Source organism: Ralstonia chuxiongensis (assembly GCF_024158925.1).
GTDB classification, from domain to species: domain Bacteria; phylum Pseudomonadota; class Gammaproteobacteria; order Burkholderiales; family Burkholderiaceae; genus Ralstonia; species Ralstonia chuxiongensis.
Genome location: NZ_JAMYWC010000007.1, coordinates 39484 through 56868, shown reverse-complemented (window position 1 = coordinate 56868; position 17385 = coordinate 39484). Strand labels below are relative to the sequence as shown.

General features: G+C 57.1%; 15 protein-coding genes. 7 read left to right on the top strand and 8 right to left on the bottom strand.

Going from position 1 to position 17385, the window contains the following annotated elements; translation table 11 throughout:
* Nucleotides 1–31: 31 nt before the first annotated feature.
* The 3 genes from NKG59_RS21460 to NKG59_RS21450 form a co-directional block, all read right to left on the bottom strand.
* Nucleotides 32–1294, bottom strand: coding sequence for an NADH:flavin oxidoreductase/NADH oxidase family protein (locus tag NKG59_RS21460; protein ID WP_253541150.1), 1263 nt, complete (start codon nt 1292–1294; stop codon nt 32–34).
* Nucleotides 1272–2924: a GMC family oxidoreductase gene (locus tag NKG59_RS21455; RefSeq protein ID WP_253541147.1), complete on the bottom strand. Its 1653-nt coding sequence runs from the start codon at nt 2922–2924 to the stop codon at nt 1272–1274. The genes NKG59_RS21460 and NKG59_RS21455 overlap by 23 nt, the downstream gene beginning before the upstream one ends.
* 510 nt (nt 2925–3434) lie before the next feature.
* Nucleotides 3435–4040, bottom strand: coding sequence for a TetR/AcrR family transcriptional regulator (locus NKG59_RS21450; protein WP_253541145.1), 606 nt, complete (start codon nt 4038–4040; stop codon nt 3435–3437).
* Between the two features lie 267 nt (nt 4041–4307).
* Here NKG59_RS21450 and NKG59_RS21445 point away from each other — a divergent pair, with 267 nt between their 5' ends.
* From NKG59_RS21445 to NKG59_RS21435, 3 genes are all read left to right on the top strand, one after another.
* On the top strand, nt 4308–4892 hold the full coding sequence (locus tag NKG59_RS21445) for a TetR/AcrR family transcriptional regulator (protein WP_253541142.1): 585 nt from the start codon (nt 4308–4310) through the stop codon (nt 4890–4892).
* A gap of 149 nt (nt 4893–5041) precedes the next feature.
* A complete protein-coding gene (locus NKG59_RS21440; protein WP_253541766.1) occupies nt 5042–6691 on the top strand; it encodes an AMP-binding protein in 1650 nt (549 codons plus the stop codon).
* A gap of 158 nt (nt 6692–6849) precedes the next feature.
* On the top strand, nt 6850–7851 hold the full coding sequence (locus NKG59_RS21435; protein ID WP_253541139.1) for an NADP-dependent oxidoreductase: 1002 nt from the start codon (nt 6850–6852) through the stop codon (nt 7849–7851).
* Nucleotides 7852–8353: 502 nt separating this feature from the next.
* Here NKG59_RS21435 and NKG59_RS21430 read toward each other — a convergent pair.
* Complete coding sequence (locus tag NKG59_RS21430) at nt 8354–8950, bottom strand: TetR/AcrR family transcriptional regulator (protein WP_253541137.1); 597 nt, start codon at nt 8948–8950, stop codon at nt 8354–8356.
* Between the two features lie 136 nt (nt 8951–9086).
* On the opposite strand from NKG59_RS21430, the gene NKG59_RS21425 reads away from it, so the two are divergent.
* The 3 genes from NKG59_RS21425 (at nt 9087) to NKG59_RS21415 (ending at nt 11208) form a co-directional block, all read left to right on the top strand.
* Nucleotides 9087–9887 carry an SDR family NAD(P)-dependent oxidoreductase gene (locus tag NKG59_RS21425; RefSeq protein WP_253541134.1) on the top strand — a complete coding sequence of 267 codons (801 nt, stop codon included), beginning with the start codon at nt 9087–9089 and terminating at the stop codon, nt 9885–9887.
* An 88-nt stretch (nt 9888–9975) separates the two neighbouring features.
* Nucleotides 9976–10587, top strand: coding sequence for a cysteine hydrolase family protein (locus NKG59_RS21420; protein WP_253541131.1), 612 nt, complete (start codon nt 9976–9978; stop codon nt 10585–10587).
* Nucleotides 10588–10590: 3 nt separating this feature from the next.
* Nucleotides 10591–11208: an isochorismatase family protein gene (locus NKG59_RS21415; protein ID WP_253541128.1), complete on the top strand. Its 618-nt coding sequence runs from the start codon at nt 10591–10593 to the stop codon at nt 11206–11208.
* Nucleotides 11209–11291: 83 nt separating this feature from the next.
* Here the strand turns inward: NKG59_RS21415 and NKG59_RS21410 are convergent, their stop codons facing one another.
* A complete protein-coding gene (locus tag NKG59_RS21410; RefSeq protein ID WP_253541125.1) occupies nt 11292–11921 on the bottom strand; it encodes a Crp/Fnr family transcriptional regulator in 630 nt (209 codons plus the stop codon).
* A 512-nt stretch (nt 11922–12433) separates the two neighbouring features.
* On the opposite strand from NKG59_RS21410, the gene NKG59_RS21405 reads away from it, so the two are divergent.
* Nucleotides 12434–13084 carry a TetR/AcrR family transcriptional regulator gene (locus NKG59_RS21405; RefSeq protein WP_253541122.1) on the top strand — a complete coding sequence of 217 codons (651 nt, stop codon included), beginning with the start codon at nt 12434–12436 and terminating at the stop codon, nt 13082–13084.
* Between the two features lie 231 nt (nt 13085–13315).
* On the opposite strand, the gene NKG59_RS21400 is transcribed toward NKG59_RS21405, so the two are convergent.
* The 3 genes from NKG59_RS21400 to NKG59_RS21390 all read right to left on the bottom strand — a co-directional run bounded on the left by NKG59_RS21400 (nt 13316) and on the right by NKG59_RS21390 (nt 17381).
* Nucleotides 13316–15013, bottom strand: coding sequence for a tannase/feruloyl esterase family alpha/beta hydrolase (locus tag NKG59_RS21400; protein ID WP_253541119.1), 1698 nt, complete (start codon nt 15011–15013; stop codon nt 13316–13318).
* A gap of 328 nt (nt 15014–15341) precedes the next feature.
* On the bottom strand, nt 15342–16115 hold the full coding sequence (locus NKG59_RS21395; protein WP_253541118.1) for an enoyl-CoA hydratase: 774 nt from the start codon (nt 16113–16115) through the stop codon (nt 15342–15344).
* A 69-nt stretch (nt 16116–16184) separates the two neighbouring features.
* A complete protein-coding gene (locus NKG59_RS21390; RefSeq protein ID WP_253541115.1) occupies nt 16185–17381 on the bottom strand; it encodes an acetyl-CoA C-acyltransferase in 1197 nt (398 codons plus the stop codon).
* Nucleotides 17382–17385 lie beyond the last annotated feature (4 nt).

Here is a 17385-nt window from a genome sequence, read left to right as displayed (position 1 = left end):
TAGCGACCATCAAAAGAAAAAGGGGCGACAATCAAGCTCTCATGCGCTTGGTGCGATAGTTGCCCCAACTGCTATTCACCAAACTTTTGAGAAAGGCCGTTAGGGCACTTTCGTTCGGGCGAGGGTTACCCCCCTCCGCGATACGCTTCAGTTGGCGCGTGTACCAGAGGACCTCCATAATTCCCATGCGGTCCACCGGCTTGATACCAGTCTTGATCGGCCGCACACGCTGAGAGCTGTCGCGTCCGTTTAGCAAAGCAGCCGGCGCATCCGGATCAATCGCCAAGAGGCGAGCGACACCAATGATGTCGAGTGCACCTGAACTTAGGGCACTGTTCATGCCCTCGGCCGTGCGGAAGCCTCCGGTTACCATCAGCGGCACTTGGACCTCAGCTCTGACCTTTTCGGCAAACTCTAAGAAGTACGCTTCGCGTGCCACCGTCGACGCTTTTTGCGGTTTTTGGAAGGCACCGCTCATGGCTGGCGCCTCATAAGTGCCTCCGGATATCTCGATCAAGTCGATGCCGGCCTCCACGAGTGCACGGATGGTGGCCATCGACTCCTCTTCGGTAAAGCCGCCGCGCTGAAAATCGGCAGAATTGAGTTTGATCCCAACCGGGAAATCTGCGCCGACTTGGCGACGGATTTCCGAGTAGACAGCCATTACGAAACGGCGACGGTTCTCGGGGGTGCCGCCCCATTCGTCGGTGCGACGATTGTGATGAGGGGACAGGAACTGGTTAATGAGATAGCCATGGGCGCCGTGGATCTGCACGCCGCTGAAGCCGGCTTTCTTGCAGATGCCTGCGCTGCGCCCGAAACGCCGGATGATGTCGTTGATTTCCGTGGTTGTGGCTTCTCGAGGCGTTTCAAAGAACGCTGCCATGTCTTCGCGAAATGGGACAGCAGAGGGCGATAGATTGCTCGCGTTCAGCCCCTTTGGGGACTGCTTTCCGGGATGGTTCAGCTGCACCCACAAAGCCGCGCCTTGATCGGTAGCCGCGCGAGCCCATTGCTGCAGGAGGAGCAGATCGGATTCATCTTCGATGACAACGTTGCCAGGTTCGCCCAGCGCGCGGCGATCGATCATCACGTTACCGGTCAGAAGTAGACCAATGCCCGATGCAGCCCAACGCCGGTATAACTCTACGAGTTTAGGCGTGACATGGTTGTCGTACGTTCCCAGCGTTTCGCTCATGGAAGATTTGGCGAGGCGGTTACGAACGATGCTGCCATTCGGCAAGCGTAAGGGCTGGTTCAACAAGCTGGCGTTAGATGTGGACTGATTGGACATGAGGAGTACTCGATAAGGTGCGTGGAGCGGGTGCTTTCGGTGGAACGTGGGACATTGCGTGTTCGGTCAGCGCAGTGATAGTCAAACTCGGGTTCACGCCTAGATTGGCGCTAAGCATCGAGCCATCGCAGATCAGCATGTTTTGATAACCAAAGACGCGGTTTTGAGCATCCATCACGCCTCGCTCTGGCGAGTCCGCCATTGCGCAGCCCCCCATGCAATGGGCTGTCGTAGGAATGTTGAACAGAATCTCGGTTAGCAACGTCGTAGGGATGCCGCCCAGCGCTTTTGCCCCCTTTTCAACAAACGCATTTGCCTCAGGGATAAAGGTGGGAATCGGGTTACCGCTGGTACACAGCTGCTTTGCGAAAGGCCAATACCAGCGGCGTTTGAACTGTATGTTGATGAACGCATCAACTGTCTGCATCACTACAAACAGGACGGTTTGCCGAGCGAACCCTATGGGGTTGTGCACGCGGATCGCTTGGACAGGGTGTTTCACAAGAGTCCACAGCCACGCGAAAATCCTCGTCCATCCAGCACGCCCCCCGCACAGCAAGGTCATCATGAGGCCTGTGGCGTCCGACCCTTCCGGATAACGCACTGCTCCTATGTGCGTTCGCTCGTCGATGTAGACCCCTGCACCACCAGCTACGCCAGGTGACATGCTCTTGTCCTTTGCAGGGAAGCGCACGCCGACGAGCGATTCGGCATTGGTCCGCACGCGCCTGCCAAGGTCGTCGCTAACGCGCGGCAAGGAGCCTCGTTGTTTCAACCGAAACAACAGTTCCATCGTGCCCAACGAGGACGCTGCGAACACCACACCCCGGCAGCGGAAGCTGCGCCGCTGCTTGTTAAACCAAGCGGTGGAGCGCTCGGTGAAAATCTCGTAGCCTTCACTACCGTCTTGCTTTCCGTTAAGGGGGCGCACGTCTACCACCTTGGTTTCGGCAAAGACTTGAGCACCGCGCTTTTCCGCGAAATAGAGATAGTTCTTATCGAGCGTGTTCTTGGCGTTGTGCTTGCAACCCACCATGCAACCACCGCAGCCAACGCACGTCCCACGCTCTGGACCATCGCCATCGAAATAGGGATCAGGGTAGGTTTGGCCGCCGGGTTCGCCGTTTGGCGCGAAGAAAGTTGCGACGCGGCCGCTGTGGAAGGTGTTGGCTACACCGTGCAACTCGGCCATCTTCTTCAGCCGCAGATCAGCCTCGCCCAGGAGCTTGTTTTCGGTCACACCCAACATTCGCTCTGCCATGGCGTAGTACCGTGGCATGATGTTTTTCCAGTCTTGCAAGTCGGCCCACGGACCTTCATCCCAAACTTTGTCGGGGGGAACTAACAGCGCGTTGGCATAGGTAATAGATCCCCCGCCAACCGCGTTGCCGCTCAAGACCATGACGTGGCGAAACAACCGCATGTTGTAGAAGCCGTGCATTTTCATACCCGGCAGCCACATCCAACGTCGTGCGTCCCAGTTGCTCTTGGGAAAGTCTTTGGCCGCCCAACGCTTTCCCATCTCCATAACACCCACTGAATAGCCCTTTTCGGTTAGGCGGCAGGCAGACACGCTGCCACCGAAGCCGGAGCCAATCACGATGTAGTCGAAGTCATAAGGAACGCTCATAGCCTGCACCTTGAGCTCAGGCTCGCGGCACGACCAGAGCGTGCTCCGAGGTTCCAAAGATTCATTGTGTGTCTCCAATTTATTGATCTATTTGTTCGGACTAGACGAGCCGAACTCGCACCTAAAGTCTGACGGCACCGCGACGGACAGGCTCCGTCCCGACCGACACCGGCAGCAATCCGGATCCATATTCGATTGCCCCCAGTTAGCGGAACTGTTTGCTAACCTTTGACAGGGGCGCTTCCTTCGCCAAGCGCAGGCGCAAGTTGAAAAAATGCGACTTTGTCTTATGTTCAACGCGGGACGATACGAGGCCGAGGGGCGGTAGATGGACTGATCACGACTAGGCCTCGTCGGACACGCTCGGTCTGAACGTCGGCAAAAAGTTCATCTAGCGACAACTGCGTTCCCAATCTTCAGGGCCACCTCCGAAGTTGCTGGTATCACACAAATTATGATGATCATCATATTTTTTGGCGCGCCGACAGGGATTGCGATACGCTGACGCCCCTACGAGGGCGCCGAGCGCGCCTGCGTCGGCGTGTCGTAGAGCTGAATCAATGAGTCCCGAGCCGCCGATAAAAGTGCTCGCCCTCGGGGGTTATCTCCCAACGTGCGCGCGAGTTGCAACGCACCGATGAGCGATCCAGCCACCATACTTGCCGCCTCACGATGTGACGCTGCAAGCGTGGAGCGCACCGTCAAAATAAGCTGCTGCACATGCACAACTGAGGCCTGCCGCACGGATCCCGATTGCCGCGGCATCTCCGTCGCGAGCGCAGCAACCGGGCAACCGCCATCCAGTGAGCTCAAAAACCGATCTGCCAAATAAACCTCGACTAGGCAGCGGAACCCGCTAATCTCCGGGCCCGCCCATTGCCGAGTTACAAGCGCGGCCTCACTGGCGATGTCGCGACTGGCGCGCTCGAGCGCTTCCACAAAGAGTGCGTCCCGCGACTTGAAGTGAGCGTAGAAGCCGCCGTGTGTCAGCCCGGCTTGATTCATCACCTCAGCAACTCCGAAGCCCTCATAGCCCCGGCTGCGAATGACACGCGCAGCTGCATCAAGGATGCGCTGATGTGTCTCTTCCTTGCGTCGGCTTCGGCGGTGGGTCATTAATCATTGACTCAGAATATGAGGATCATCATATGATGCCCATCATGGGCCGTCAAGGGAAATTTGGAAGCGTCGTCGGTCGACCACGAGAACGGCCGGATGCCTGACGCGATACCTAAGATCCCTAGCATCTCCAATATTGATGCGCCCTGCTAGTTAGGCCGTATTTGACGCCTCAGGACGGTGGACTCAGCTCTCTGTGGACGTTAGGGCGGAACGAAACCTCAACTTGCACTTCGCGGCGCATTGGAATATGCTAATCATCATATGAAAAGGATCGCCCAAAGCCCAAAGGAAATCACACACGAACGTATCGTCGAAGCGGCCGCGCGTGCCATCCGGCGCAGCGGTTACAACGGTACTAGTGTGGCCGATATCATGAAAGCTGCCGGACTAACACACGGCGGCTTCTACGCGCATTTCGAGTCCCGTGAGGCGATGCTTGCCGAGGCGGCTGACCGCGCGGGTGCAGAAAGCGTGGCGTTAATGGAGCATGTTGCTGCCGCTACGCCGCCCGAAGAAACACTCCGGGCGATGGCCCAAGCATATCTTGCACAAGAGCACCTGGAAGACGTGGAAACCGGCTGTGGTACTGCAGCGCTTGTCTCGGAAATGCCTCGCCAAACAGCCGAAGTCCGGCGAGCCGCCACGCGGCGGATCAAGGAAATGATTGACCTCGTAGCTCGTCAATTGCCTAACTGGGGACAACCTAGCGCGCATGAGCAAGCCCTCGTTATCGTCGCCATGATGGTCGGTACATTAACGCTCGCACGTGCCGTCGACGATCCCAAGCTTTCCGAGGCCCTGCGTGATTCCGCACTAAATCAACTGAGCCCTACCCGCAGCAACTGACCATCAATGCCGCTACTTTTGCGGCATTCTTTTGTCCACAAATATGACAATCATCATACGAAAATCAGGGCGAGCTTGCCGTGCCAATGAAAAGCGCCTGCCAGCCGCAACGCTTGGCAACCACCATCGGTAGTCACAGCGAGGACAGCATGGAAAGGATTTGGCACAAGATCTATGGGAGCGACATTCCGTCCGAGATCAACCATCGCCGCTACTGCTCAATCGCGCAGCTCATTGAGGAGGCGGTGGAACAATACGCGCCTCTTCCGGCTTTTGTCGCGCTCGGTGGCGAACTCTCCTACGGGGACGTCGATCGTCTGTCGCGGCAGTTCGCGGCCTACTTGCAGGGCGAGCTTGGAATCAAGAAGGGGGATCGCGTCGCGTTGATGTCCCCAAATATCTTGGCCTTCCCGGTGGCCATGTTCGGCATCATCCGCGCGGGCGCAGTGCAGGTGAACGTCAACCCTCTTTACACGGCGCATGAACTTGCACACCAGCTGGCGGATGCGGACGTCGACACTGTCATTGTTTTTTCCGGTGCGGCAAAAACACTGGTCGAAGCGATGGAGTCAGTATCCATCCGACATGTCGTTGTTGCCGAGGCTGGCGACCTGGGGCAAAGCCCGTCTCCACGCAGTCCGTTGCCGCCGAAGCTAACCGAGTTTGCGTGGTTCTCTGATGCAATCGATGCGGGCGCTGGACATGTCTTCCGGCCCGTCGATCTGAATCACGATGATCTGATCTATCTTCAGTACACCGGCGGCACAACGGGTGTCCCCAAGGGAGCTGCTCTCTCGCACGGCAACCTGATCGCGAACATCCTGCAGTTCAAGTCCTTCGCGCCGCGCATTTTCGAGGAGGGCCGCGATCTGGTGATCACTGCGTTACCGCTGTACCACATCTTTGCGCTGATGGTGAACTGCCTGAGCTTCTTTTCCGCCGGTGCAAAAAATGTACTCGTAGCCAATCCACGCGATATCGATTCACTCGTCGCGACTTTTGAGAGGCATCACATCTCCATCGTCACGGGCGTCAATACTTTGTTCGCCAACCTGATGGCACATCCCCGAATCCATCACATTGACTTCTCCCCCCTTCGCCTGGCTCTTGGAGGGGGAAGTGCAATTCTGAAAGGGACTTCGGACAAGTGGCACTCACTCACGGGGAAGCACATCAAGGAGGGATTCGGCATGTCGGAAACCTCGCCAATCGTCACCTTGAACCCTCTGCATCTTGAGGATTTCTCAGAGACCGTTGGTATTCCACTGCCGTCGACCGATGTGTCATTGCGCGACGATGACGGACAAGAAGTCGCGATCGGGGAGCCAGGAGAACTCTGTGTGCGCGGCCCTCAAGTCATGCGCGGTTACTGGCGCCGTGAAGAAGAGAATGCCACGTCCTTCTGGGCTGACGGGTTTTTGCGCACCGGTGACATTGCAATCTCCGATGCAAACGGATTCATCAAGATCGTCGACCGCCGAAAGGACATGGTGCTCGTCTCTGGTTTCAATGTATTTCCCAACGAGATCGAAGCCGCTGTGGCTTCCTGTCCCGGCGTGCTGGAGTCAGCCAGCGTTGGTGTTCCCGACGACAAGACAGGCGAGGCGGTGCATTTGTTTGTCGTCAAGGAGCCGCACGCGGATCTGACTGAAGAGCAGATCCGCGAACACTGTCGTGTTCGCCTAGCAGCGTACAAGCAACCGAAATATGTTGAGTTTGTTTCCGAGCTGCCGAAGTCAGCGGTTGGCAAAACACTGCGAAGAGCTTTGCGATCCCCGACGACAGGGGCGGAAACGTAAAAACATCATTCACAGCTTAACCAGAGCGACGAAGCCGTCCGTTGCATCAGTCTTGGATCGAAAGTCGCCTGGGTGCCGACGCAGCCGCGTCCTAGACATACTTTAGCGCCCACCTGAGATCTCGACGGGCTTCGTTTACAAATATTCGGGAAATAATTATGAAAGCATTAACATTGAAACGATACGGAAAAAGCGATCAGTTCGATTTTTCAGACATTCCGCGGCCCGTGATAAAGCCGAACGAGATCCTAGTTAAGGTTCACGCTGCGGGCGTGAATCCTATTGATTACATGATTCCGAAAGGAATGTTCAAGCCAATCCTGAAGTTTAAGCTTCCGACGACGATGGGCAGCGATGTTGCGGGGGTGGTGGTAGAGGCCGGGAATCGCGTGACGCGTTTCAAGCCCGGCGATGCCGTTTTTGCGAGTACCTTTGACCTCAATATCGGAACGTTCGCCGAATTTGCAGTCCTTCCTGAGAGTGCAGCCGCGCTAAAGCCGACGAGTCTAGACTTCGTTGAAGCAGCCTCGGTTCCTATGGTCGGGCTCACATCTTGGCAAGCGTTCAAAGAGCGGGCACGCCTCAAGCCTGGTCAAAAGGTGTTTATTCCGGCAGGTTCTGGAGGCATTGGTACATTCGCCATTCAGCTAGCCAAACACCTAGGAGCGAAGGTTGGAACGACCACCAGTACGGGCAATGTGAAACTCGTTCGTGACCTCGGAGCAGATGAAGTCATCGATTACAAAAAGCAAGAGTTTGAAACTGTCCTAAAAGGATATGACGTCGTCCTGGGCACAGTCAGGGGAGATGGGATTGAAAAATCTCTTCGGATATTGAAACCAAAAAGCAATGTCGTTTCGCTCATCGGCCCACCGGATGCCGCTTTCGCTCGAGCCAGAGGAATGAATTTCCTTATGAAAATTATATTAGGCTTGCTTAGTGGAAGCATAATTAGAAAAGCAAAAAATATGGATGTAAATTACTCATTCTTTTTTATGCGCCCTGACGGTCATCAGCTTTCAGAAATCGCCGAACTTATTGACGCGGGAGCTATTCACCCGGTGATCGACAAGGTGTTTCCATTCCATCAAGCGAAGGAAGCACTCGCCTATCTTGAAAATGGTCGAGCAAAGGGGAAAGTTGTACTACGGATGGCATAGCGGGAACCGCTTAATATGATATCTGCCCCCCGGGATGAAGCCCTCGAGCGACCCTAAAACGTCAACCGCGATATGAGAATCGGTTTTTGGCTCATCTATGCGGACATCAGGGCTGCATTGGAAGCAGCCCCCCCAATAAGCGAACGGGCATCTGTATGGACTCGAGGCTCCGGGCTGCATTTCGTTTGCCGGCCTAGTCGCTTCGACTTGACGACATCCATCGCTCGAACAATCGTTGTGTCTCCGAGCGCGCGTCTCTTTGTGAGCGCTTGGCTTTGGGCGTCGATGCAAATCGACGCTTCTTTTTTCATCAGTGCCGCATCCATGAATGCTGATCTCAAAGGCGATGGACCGGCGTACCTCGCCCGCAGTACGTTCGGGTGTTGTATTAGAGGCAACTACTGGCAGGCCTTCTGGCGACTGGCGTGACTCATTTGATGAGGATGGGATAATCTTTTAGACCAATTTTGTGCTTTTGTGATGTTGGTCTAATTCTCTAACCTCACTCACGAGAGTGAGTGCTCTGACGCACTTTGGACTGACTGCCTTCAATCATCTCGCGCGCCTCCCGCAATATTTCCTCAGACAGTTTCGGATCGTCAACGGCGCGGGCCAGCGTCAATGCTCCCACCATCATGGAAAGCGTCTGGATGGATTGGCTTCGCGCATTCTTCTTGACTCGCCACGGGAATAATCGCTGCAGCTTGTCAGTCATCGCGACAACATGACGCGTCAAGACAGAGCGCGCATCCTGTTCACGCGCAATCTCAGAGGCCAGTGCGGCCAATAGGCACCCCTGGCCAGGTGCATCGCGATGCTCCTTGCTCAAGTAGCCATACAGGTACGCCAGTAATTCCTCCGGTGTGCCAGACGCCGCATCCATGACCGCAAGCGCCTTTTCCGAAGCGTCATGAAGGCTCTCGGAAATCAAAGCCTCCTTGGATTCGAAGTGGTTATAGAACGGCCCATGAGTGAGGCCGGTGGCCTGCATGATCTTCCCCACACTGACGCCTGCGAACCCGTGCTCGCGGAACAGCGCAGATGCCGCGCTGAGGATTCGCGAATGTTTTTCTGCCGTCTCGGCCGCAGGGTAGCGCATCGGTGGTCTCCTTCAGATTTTCAGACGTAACACTTGACATCTTACATGATGAGCATCATGCTTTACACAAACATGATGCTCATCATGCTTAAAACCAAGCCCGTGCAATGCCTGCACATCACTGTTGGAGCACTAAATGTCTGATATCCAGAATCTGGGCACCGCCGTCATCACTGGCGCCTCCGCCGGCCTCGGCCGCGTGTTTGCAGATCGCCTCGCTCGGCGCGGGCACAATCTTTTGCTTATCGCCCGCCGGGATGATCTGCTCGAAGAAGCCGCAAAGAAACTCAGCAGCTTGTACGGAGTGACTGTCAATACGTGGGCCGCCGATCTATCCAAGCCATCTGAGCTTCAAGCCACGGCTGACAAGCTTTCGGCCGACTCGAGCATCAGCATGCTAGTGAACAACGCCGGCGTCTCGACTTTGGCTCCAGTGGGCAGTACCCGGGCAGCGGAAGCCGCAAACATGATTGCGGTCAATATCAGCGCTCTGACGGCACTGACCATTGCCGTTCTGCCGGGATTCAAAGCCCGGGACACAGGCACCATTTTGAACATCGGCTCGGTGCTGGGCTTTGCCGGCTTGCCTATCAGTAGCATCTACAGCGGCACCAAAGGCTATGTATACCTCTTCACCCGAGGTCTCCAAGAAGAAGTCTCGGGGACCAACGTGCGCGTACAACTGGTCGCGCCTGCCGCGACAGCCACCGACATCTGGGAACTGTCGGGCGTGCCACTTTCGAATCTCGACGCAGCAACCGTGATGACGGCGGAGAACTGCGTCGACGCTGCGTTGCGCGGAATGGACCTCGGCGAAGCCGTGACGATGCCGTCCTCCAACGAAGTGGGCCTCCTCTCCCAGTTCGATGAGCTGCGCGTCAAGCTCCTTGTTGCCGCACAACGCGGCAAGCCTGCAGACCGCTATGCCGCAGCCTAGTTGTGATACCCCATAGGGCATCGCAACAACCCAGGTGTCGCACCCGGCACTGACGCATCACACCGAAACACGAAGCGAACAAATTGCCATGAAGAACCCCAAGAACACAGCTCTTGTCCTGGTGGACCCTTACAACGACTTCCTCTCCAGACGAGGTCAGACCTGGATGATGCTTCGGAACGTCGCACTCTCCAACGGGATGATCGGCAAGGCGAGGTCCATCCTGGAGTCCGCACGGAAACAGCAGATGACTGTAGCCTACGCGCCTCACTATCGCTGGCGGCCCGGGGGGCTCAGCGGCAGGAAGTACCTGCATCCGACGCAATTCATGCAAGAGCGCTCTCATATCTTTGCAGAGGGTCGGTTCGGCGGCAGATTTCTGCCCGAACTCGCCCCCGCCGACGGGGACATCATCGCCAGCGAGCACTTGTGTTCAAGCGGCTTCGCGGGCACCAACCTCCACGAGCAGTTGCAGGCGCGCGGGATCACCCACCTCATCATCGTCGGCTTGATCACCAATACATGCATCGAAGCGACGGCGCGCAGCGCTGTAGACCTGGGTTACCACGTCACGCTGGTCACCGATGCAGTCGCGGCGTTCGCTCCCGTCGAGCATGACCTCGCGATCCGTGAGAACTACCCGCGCATCGGGCACCACGTGACCGATACATCGACTCTGCTCAATTCAATGGAGGCCTGACGGATGCTCAACCGCCTACTCAATGCCGCTCTTTCCTGGTATGCCCAGCGAGGGCTGCGTGCCTATCACCATTATCCGGCCGACAAGACCGCCGTGGTGTTCGTCGACGCGCAACGCGCATTCGTCAAGCCCGGGACAGTTCTCGCCGAGTCCTTGACCGGTCTCGCCCGGCTCGCCCGGACGCGGGGTTTTTTGGTCGTACATGCGCCGATGGCGACCCTGTCAGGCGTCTCTTTCCCCACGCTCGCACATCGCGAAATCGAGCGAGCGCTTTCAGTCGGGCCAGATGCTCCCGACATAGCGCCGGCTGCAGAGTTGTCGTCTTCAGATGTCTTGCTGCCGAAGCGCTCTACGCTCAGCATCTTCGGGCTTCCTGAGGTCGATGCTCTTATCAAATCGCGTGGTCTGGAGCATCTGATCCTCGCGGGGCCACTGGGCGATCTAACCCTTGATTCGTCTCTGCGTGATGCGGTGCAGCGGGATCTCCATGTCACGGTAGTAAGCGACTGCGTTGCCGCATCCTCCACTGCGGCCCTGGAGCTTGAACTGCGATACACGATGCCACGCTACGCGCATCTGGTGACGGGTATTGAAAACCTTGAGCGCCTCTTTCGCCCGTGATGGCTGGAGAAGCGCGGCATCAATGCGTGCGGCCACCGTCACGAAGTTCGGCACCACAGCCGCCGCACCTCCGTTGCGCCTGATCAATCCCCGGAGTGAGCGAATCTACGTAACGCCGCCAAATCCAGTATCTGAATCGACCCATACTCAGCAACCACCAACCCTGCGTCTTCCAGTTCGCGGATTGCCCGATTCGTGTTCTGCCTTGATAGTCCGCAAAGCCTCCCAATTTCCTCCTGGGAGAAGCCCAACGTCTTGTCCGTGGCTGGATAGAGCTGCTGATTGAAAAGCTCTGCCAAACAGAATGCCACTCGCGCAGATGCTTCATGCAGCCGAAGGTTGTGCACCAGTCCAACGTAGTAGCCACATCGAGCGTTGAGCTGATCGATCACATATCTACTGAACGAGTGGCTCTGCTCAAGAAGCCAAAGGAATGTCGACTTGGGTACGAATGCCAGGCGACTATCCCGGATCGCAACAACAGAATAGGGCCGTGGCTCGTCTTTCAACACAACACCCTCGCCGAACCAGGAGCCGGCAGGGACGCCCGCAAATGTGATGACCCGCCCCTCTTTCGATGCGGTATCGACTTTCACGATCCCTTCGATCACCGCAAGCCAGTGGTCGGCAGGGTCCCCACGATGGCATGCAACAGCACCGGCCTCGTAGGATCGATCAAAGCTATCACGCAACACTCGGGTCTTCTGCTCCACGGTCAGATTCGAGTACCACGGTGCTCGCAAGAGAAACGCCTCCAGAGTTAGATGGCCAGATTTGCTCGAGCCCTCATTGCGATCGCAAAGGGATGAGTCGACCAAGCTGCTGGATTTCGAGAGGACGATGGGCGGAACTCGCATCGTTTCCGCTCGCTGGGCTTGCATGCCATTCACGTGGTTCATCATTTGGAGCCAGTATTGCGCAGTTGCATGATCACTTTTTGCGCTGAGCACCCGAGCCGACGTGATACCGCTGGCACGTGGCAAGCCCTGTGCAAAACCCGCAGCCTTCCAGATTCCTGCCCAACCTCCGCTCTAGGAGACTGTCGAAACCAGATGAGACCGAGATTCTCTTTACGTGGAATCATGATTCGCTTTAGACTATGTCCCGAGAGGAAGGCTGTCAAGCAAAGCGTGGTTAGGTATTTGTACGGAGAGGGCTATAATCCCAGTCAACAGAGTGATCAGTGTACCGCTCAACCCCTCGCCGAGGAGCAGGCATAACTGAAATGGAAATTCCACATAGCCTTCCGCGCGTTCGGATTCGTCGCCGGGGTGCCGACAAACATCCGCTGATCCTCAAGGCGGCACGAGATTTGGTGGCGGAATCTGGGTTCCGAGAAGCTCAGATGTCCTTGATTGCCGAGGCTGCAGGTATCGCGATCGGCACGTTGTACCGCTACTTTCCGTCCAAGACCGAGCTGTTGGTAGAGCTCGTCAAAACGACGGCGCAACGGGAAGTCGACGTCGTGGCTGGTATCGCCATGCGTGATGGGACCGCACTAGAACGTCTTGGTGCGGCCGCATGGACGTTCGCGAGTCGCGCGTTGCGAGGCCGACGCTTGGCCTACGCCCTAGTCGCTGAACCTGTTGAGCCGGATGTCGAGGCTGCTCGGCTCACTTATCACCGAGCACTGGCCAGGGTATTCAAGACGATCATCGAGCAGGGTATGGCGATTGGAGAGTTCCCCGCACAGGATGCTGCCGCATCGGCAGACTGCATAGTCGGTTGCCTTTTCGAAGGCCTGGTGGCGCCGCTCACCAACAACGCTGCGGCTGATGCAGCTCAGACGGACGCCCATGGCTCGGCCATCATTACCTTTTGTCTGCGAGGTGTTTCAGGCTCACAAGCGCCCGCTTTTAGCATTCCAACTTTGTAGTGACTTCCTCCAGGAATCGCTTGGTCTCCAACGGTTAGCTGAGGAGGCGATCTCCATCCGCGACCCCGTCATTGACAGGGATCTCTGTCGCGGTAACTACATGTACAAGGTTTTGTTTGCGCGTGGCGGATGTGCTGCCAGCCGCCTCGCGGTTTGGGCCGGCAGCACAAGAGGGACTGACGTTGTGAAATGATTTGACCCGCCCGTGACAATGTCGCCACGGGCAGCGGATCAATTGGAGCAGATATAGCTGGTTGCGGCGTTCACGTCCCCGCTGACGTACTTCGGCCACTGGGGGTACTCGCACAGAGGCCGCGTCCGTCCCGCAGTGGGCGGGTTCAAGTCGGTAATGACGAGACTCTGCGGAGCCGTACCTTTGGTGACCCAGTTGTCCAAGGCAGTCAGACCATCATATGCCCCCTCAAACTGCCCGCCGAAGCCATGCGCGGCGCCGGGAACCAAATAGAATTTGAGGAAGGACGACAACGCGTTCTGCCCATAGTTAGCCAGCAGTCGGTTGTAGTAGTCAATCGACATTTGAGCCGGAATGTACTGGTCGGAAAGTCCGTGCTGGAGGATTACCTTCCCACCTCGGTTCTTGAAGTTATCCAGATTGACGGTTGTGGAATCCATCATTTGACTCACCGTCTGTGTTCTGGCGGTCAGCGCCCCCGGATCGGTGAAGTTGAACGACATCAGATCAAGTGAAGGATCCCTTGCAATTGCGTATCGCAAGAGGCTATTCGGGAAGGCATAGAAGAACGACCACTGTCCCTCTGCACTTGTCGCGGGATCCAGTACGGCGTCGGCTGCAGAATCACCCAGCGGAAACAAAAAGCCGCTCCAGAAATCGGTGCCTGCAAGAACGTTGTACTTCGGAATGTTGTGAATGCCGTTTGCGAAATCAAAGCTCGTATTCAGCGGCGTGGCCATAGTATTGACAGTGCTGATCTGAGCGTCAGACAGGCAGGTGTCGCCCGTGTCGGTACCCCCTGGGCATCGCAGAGTCGCCGGATCAAACGTGCAAAGGCCGGGGTTGCTGATCAGGCCGTCTGTCGCGCCGTCCAGGCTGTCACAGGCCGACATCACGGCCTTCTTGAGCACAGCGGCCTTGTTTGCATTGATGAAACCGCCTGGGGCGAGTGACGCCTGAGAGATGCGCCCCATTTGGAAGGCCAACCCCATGATCCCGGACGCAGGAAACGTCGAAATGATGCCATCGTAATCAGAGGCGTACTTCTGCGCAGCGATCAGTGCCTGGCGCCCGCCGCCTGAGCCACCAATGTAGTAGCTATGCGCGAACGTCGCCCCGTAGCGCTGCTTGGTCAAGAAGAGAGCGACATCGTGTGTTTTCTTGATGTGGTCGCCAGCATAGTTCGCCAACGCCTCATCGTTCTGAGCGAACCTGCCGTCCCCAAAGCTTCCTTCATGCCCGCTATCGCTCGCAAGCGTCACGTATCCGCGCGCCAGCGGGGTCAAAACTCCCTTCGGTTCGCCATAGAGTGTGAGGCCGGTGTTCGTGAAGCCCGTTGTGTCCGGGACAGACCCGTCAAGCCCACCACCACCGAAGTGAACAGATTTCCCGTTCCAGGTGGATGGCAAATCCACTTCGAATTTGATGTCCGGCGCGGCAGCGTCCACGGGATGAATTCCCCCCAAGACCTTGCAGAACTCGCCATTTGTATTGCCCGACGCTGTCGCACTGATTAGCGTTGCAGAAGAAATCGTGGCGCCGGTCGTTGGCAAACCAATCGCGGAGGCTGGTACGGCCGAACCCTGCAGCGCGGCGCACTGCTGCGCTGGTGTTAGCTGAGGCGTGGCATCGGCCACGACAGAGTCGCTGCCTCCTCCACAACCAACGACGAGCAAGGCCGATAGCGTTGCCACAGCGGGTGCAAGCCATTGTGGCCTGACTTTGGTGAACTTCATGACGTTGTCTCCTAGCAGACGCCGGGACTTCTACTTGTCCACGAGTCGCTTTCGTTCAAGTAAATGGTCTATCGAGGTACGCCGTCGCTGACGAGCTTGGTGACAGAGCACCTCGATACCCACCATACCGACCGGGCCTGCTGAGGATTGTCTTGCGCAAGACGATTCGGAATTTCGATCCGCGTCCAGTCGAGGACGTTGTGGTGGCCCAGCCCTCGGAACTGGGCAAGCGCTTGCTGTACGGAAAACCGTGTGCGAGCTGGCAGCCTTTTCCATTCGGAAATGCTGACTGCTTGATGGCCTCGACACGTCAGGTATTGGTCAGTTGTTAGCGGTGCTTGAACGCAGGTTGCCGCTTTGACAGGAAGGCGGACATCCCTTCCTTCTGATCATCAAGTCCAAACGTAGAGTGAAAGGCACGGCGCTCAAAAAGCAGGCCATCTGTCAAAGATGACTCATATGCCCGATTGATCGATTCCTTGATCATCATGACAACAGGTAACGAGCAATTGGCAATCAACTTGGCTGCTTCCAGCGTTTCATCGAGCAGCCGATCGCTGGGATAGACACGCGAGACGATACCCCATCGCTCCGCCTCGGCCGCATCGACCATGCGCGAGGTGAGGCACATGTCCATTGCCTTGGCTTTGCCTACAAGCCGGGGAAGGCGTTGCGTTCCCCCAGCACCGGGCATCGTTCCAATCTTGATTTCTGGCTGTCCGAAACGTGCTGTGTCAGAAGCAAAGATAAGGTCGCACATCATCGCCAATTCGCATCCGCCGCCCAATGCGTAACCTGACACCGCAGCCACAACTGGCTTTCTTGCTTCCCGAACCTTCTCCCAATTTCTCGAGATGAAGTTGCCTTTGTAGACCTCCTGGAAATCGAAATCCTTCATGTACTCAACGTCCGCACCCGCGGCAAACGCGCGCTCGTTGCCGGTCAGGACGATGCATCCAATGTTGTCGTCACGCTCGTACGTATCAACAGCGGCACCGATTCCGTCCATGACATCGTCATTGAGCGCATTCAGCGCTTCAGGACGGTTGATCTGAATCAGGCCGACCCGACCGATTGTTTTTCGCAAGACCACTTCACTCACTTTTCGCTCCGACCGACAACTTCATGACGCCGCCTGCCTCGCATCAATTGCGAGGCAGATGGCCTTTCCTTACAACAGCTCGACCGCCACCGCCGTTGCCTCACCGCCACCGATGCAAAGGCTCGCCACGCCTCGCTTTTTCGCCGTCTTCCTAAGGGCCCCAAGAAGTGTCACGAGGATCCGTGCGCCAGACGCACCGATGGGGTGCCCAAGAGCGCACGCTCCGCCATGAACATTGACCGTTTCGGGATCCAGGCGCAGGTCATGAATTGCCGCCATCGTCACTACAGCAAACGCCTCGTTGATTTCCCACAAGTCGACATCTGCGGTCGACCATCCAGTTTGACCAAGCAGCTTCTGGATGGCGCCCATCGGAGCGGTGGTGAAGTCCGCTGGCGCTTGCGCATGGGTTGCGTGGCCGACGATTCGGGCTAGCGGCTGCACACCCAGCTTCCGGGCAGTCGATTCCCGTGTCAGCACCAACGCAGCAGCGCCGTCAGAAATCGAGCTCGAGTTCGCCGGCGTCACCGTCCCCCCTTTTTTGAAGGATGGCTTCAACGTACGGATCTTCTCGAGATTGGCCTTCGGCGGCTGCTCATCGCTCTGCAGCGTGACGTCGCCTGACCGACCTTGGAGCGTGACCGACGTTGTTTCCCATGCGAAATCACCGCGCTCGATCGCTGCCTTTGCACGCTGGGTCGAGAGGATTGCCCATTCGTCCTGCGCTTCGCGCGAGAAGCCATATCGCTCGGCACAGTCTTCGGCGAACGTACCCATCAGCCGGCCGCGTGTGTCGTCTCGATAGTGGTCTTCCAACCCATCGAAGAACATGTGGTCCAGCAACTGTCCGTGGCCGAGCCGATACCCTTTGCGCGCCTTGGGGAGCAGATAGGGGGCGTTGGTCATCGACTCCATCCCTCCAGCAACCATCACCTCGTTGGTGCCAGCGGCGATCGAATCGTGTGCAAGCATCACGGCTTTCATGCCGGATCCGCACACCTTGCTGATCGTCGTACACGTCACCGACTCAGCAAGGCGCGCGTTCAGGCAGGCTTGACGCGTAGGAGCCTGACCCACGCCGGCCGGGAGAACGCAACCCATCAGGAGTTCCTGGATCGCTCCAGCATCGATATGCGCGCGCTCAACAGCAGCGCGGATAGCGAACCCGCCTAGTTCCGGCGCGGTGAGACTTGCGAGATCCCCCTGGAAGCCACCGATCGGCGTGCGCGCGGCGGACAGAATGACGACTGAATCGCTTGTACTCATGTGT

Excerpts from the sequence above, each read along its gene's own strand:
- NKG59_RS21460 (WP_253541150.1), bottom strand. The coding sequence starts at position 1,294 with ATGTCCAATCAGTCCACATCTAACGCCAGCTTGTTGAACCAGCCCTTA.
- NKG59_RS21440 (WP_253541766.1), top strand. The coding sequence starts at position 5,042 with ATGGAAAGGATTTGGCACAAGATCTATGGGAGCGACATTCCGTCCGAG.
- NKG59_RS21455 (WP_253541147.1), bottom strand. The coding sequence starts at position 2,924 with ATGAGCGTTCCTTATGACTTCGACTACATCGTGATTGGCTCCGGCTTC.
- NKG59_RS21420 (WP_253541131.1), top strand. The coding sequence starts at position 9,976 with ATGAAGAACCCCAAGAACACAGCTCTTGTCCTGGTGGACCCTTACAAC.
- NKG59_RS21405 (WP_253541122.1), top strand. The coding sequence starts at position 12,434 with ATGGAAATTCCACATAGCCTTCCGCGCGTTCGGATTCGTCGCCGGGGT.
- NKG59_RS21425 (WP_253541134.1), top strand. The coding sequence starts at position 9,087 with ATGTCTGATATCCAGAATCTGGGCACCGCCGTCATCACTGGCGCCTCC.
- NKG59_RS21400 (WP_253541119.1), bottom strand. The coding sequence starts at position 15,013 with ATGAAGTTCACCAAAGTCAGGCCACAATGGCTTGCACCCGCTGTGGCA.
- NKG59_RS21450 (WP_253541145.1), bottom strand. The coding sequence starts at position 4,040 with ATGACCCACCGCCGAAGCCGACGCAAGGAAGAGACACATCAGCGCATC.
- NKG59_RS21445 (WP_253541142.1), top strand. The coding sequence starts at position 4,308 with ATGAAAAGGATCGCCCAAAGCCCAAAGGAAATCACACACGAACGTATC.
- NKG59_RS21430 (WP_253541137.1), bottom strand. The coding sequence starts at position 8,950 with ATGCGCTACCCTGCGGCCGAGACGGCAGAAAAACATTCGCGAATCCTC.
- NKG59_RS21415 (WP_253541128.1), top strand. The coding sequence starts at position 10,591 with ATGCTCAACCGCCTACTCAATGCCGCTCTTTCCTGGTATGCCCAGCGA.
- NKG59_RS21435 (WP_253541139.1), top strand. The coding sequence starts at position 6,850 with ATGAAAGCATTAACATTGAAACGATACGGAAAAAGCGATCAGTTCGAT.
- NKG59_RS21390 (WP_253541115.1), bottom strand. The coding sequence starts at position 17,381 with ATGAGTACAAGCGATTCAGTCGTCATTCTGTCCGCCGCGCGCACGCCG.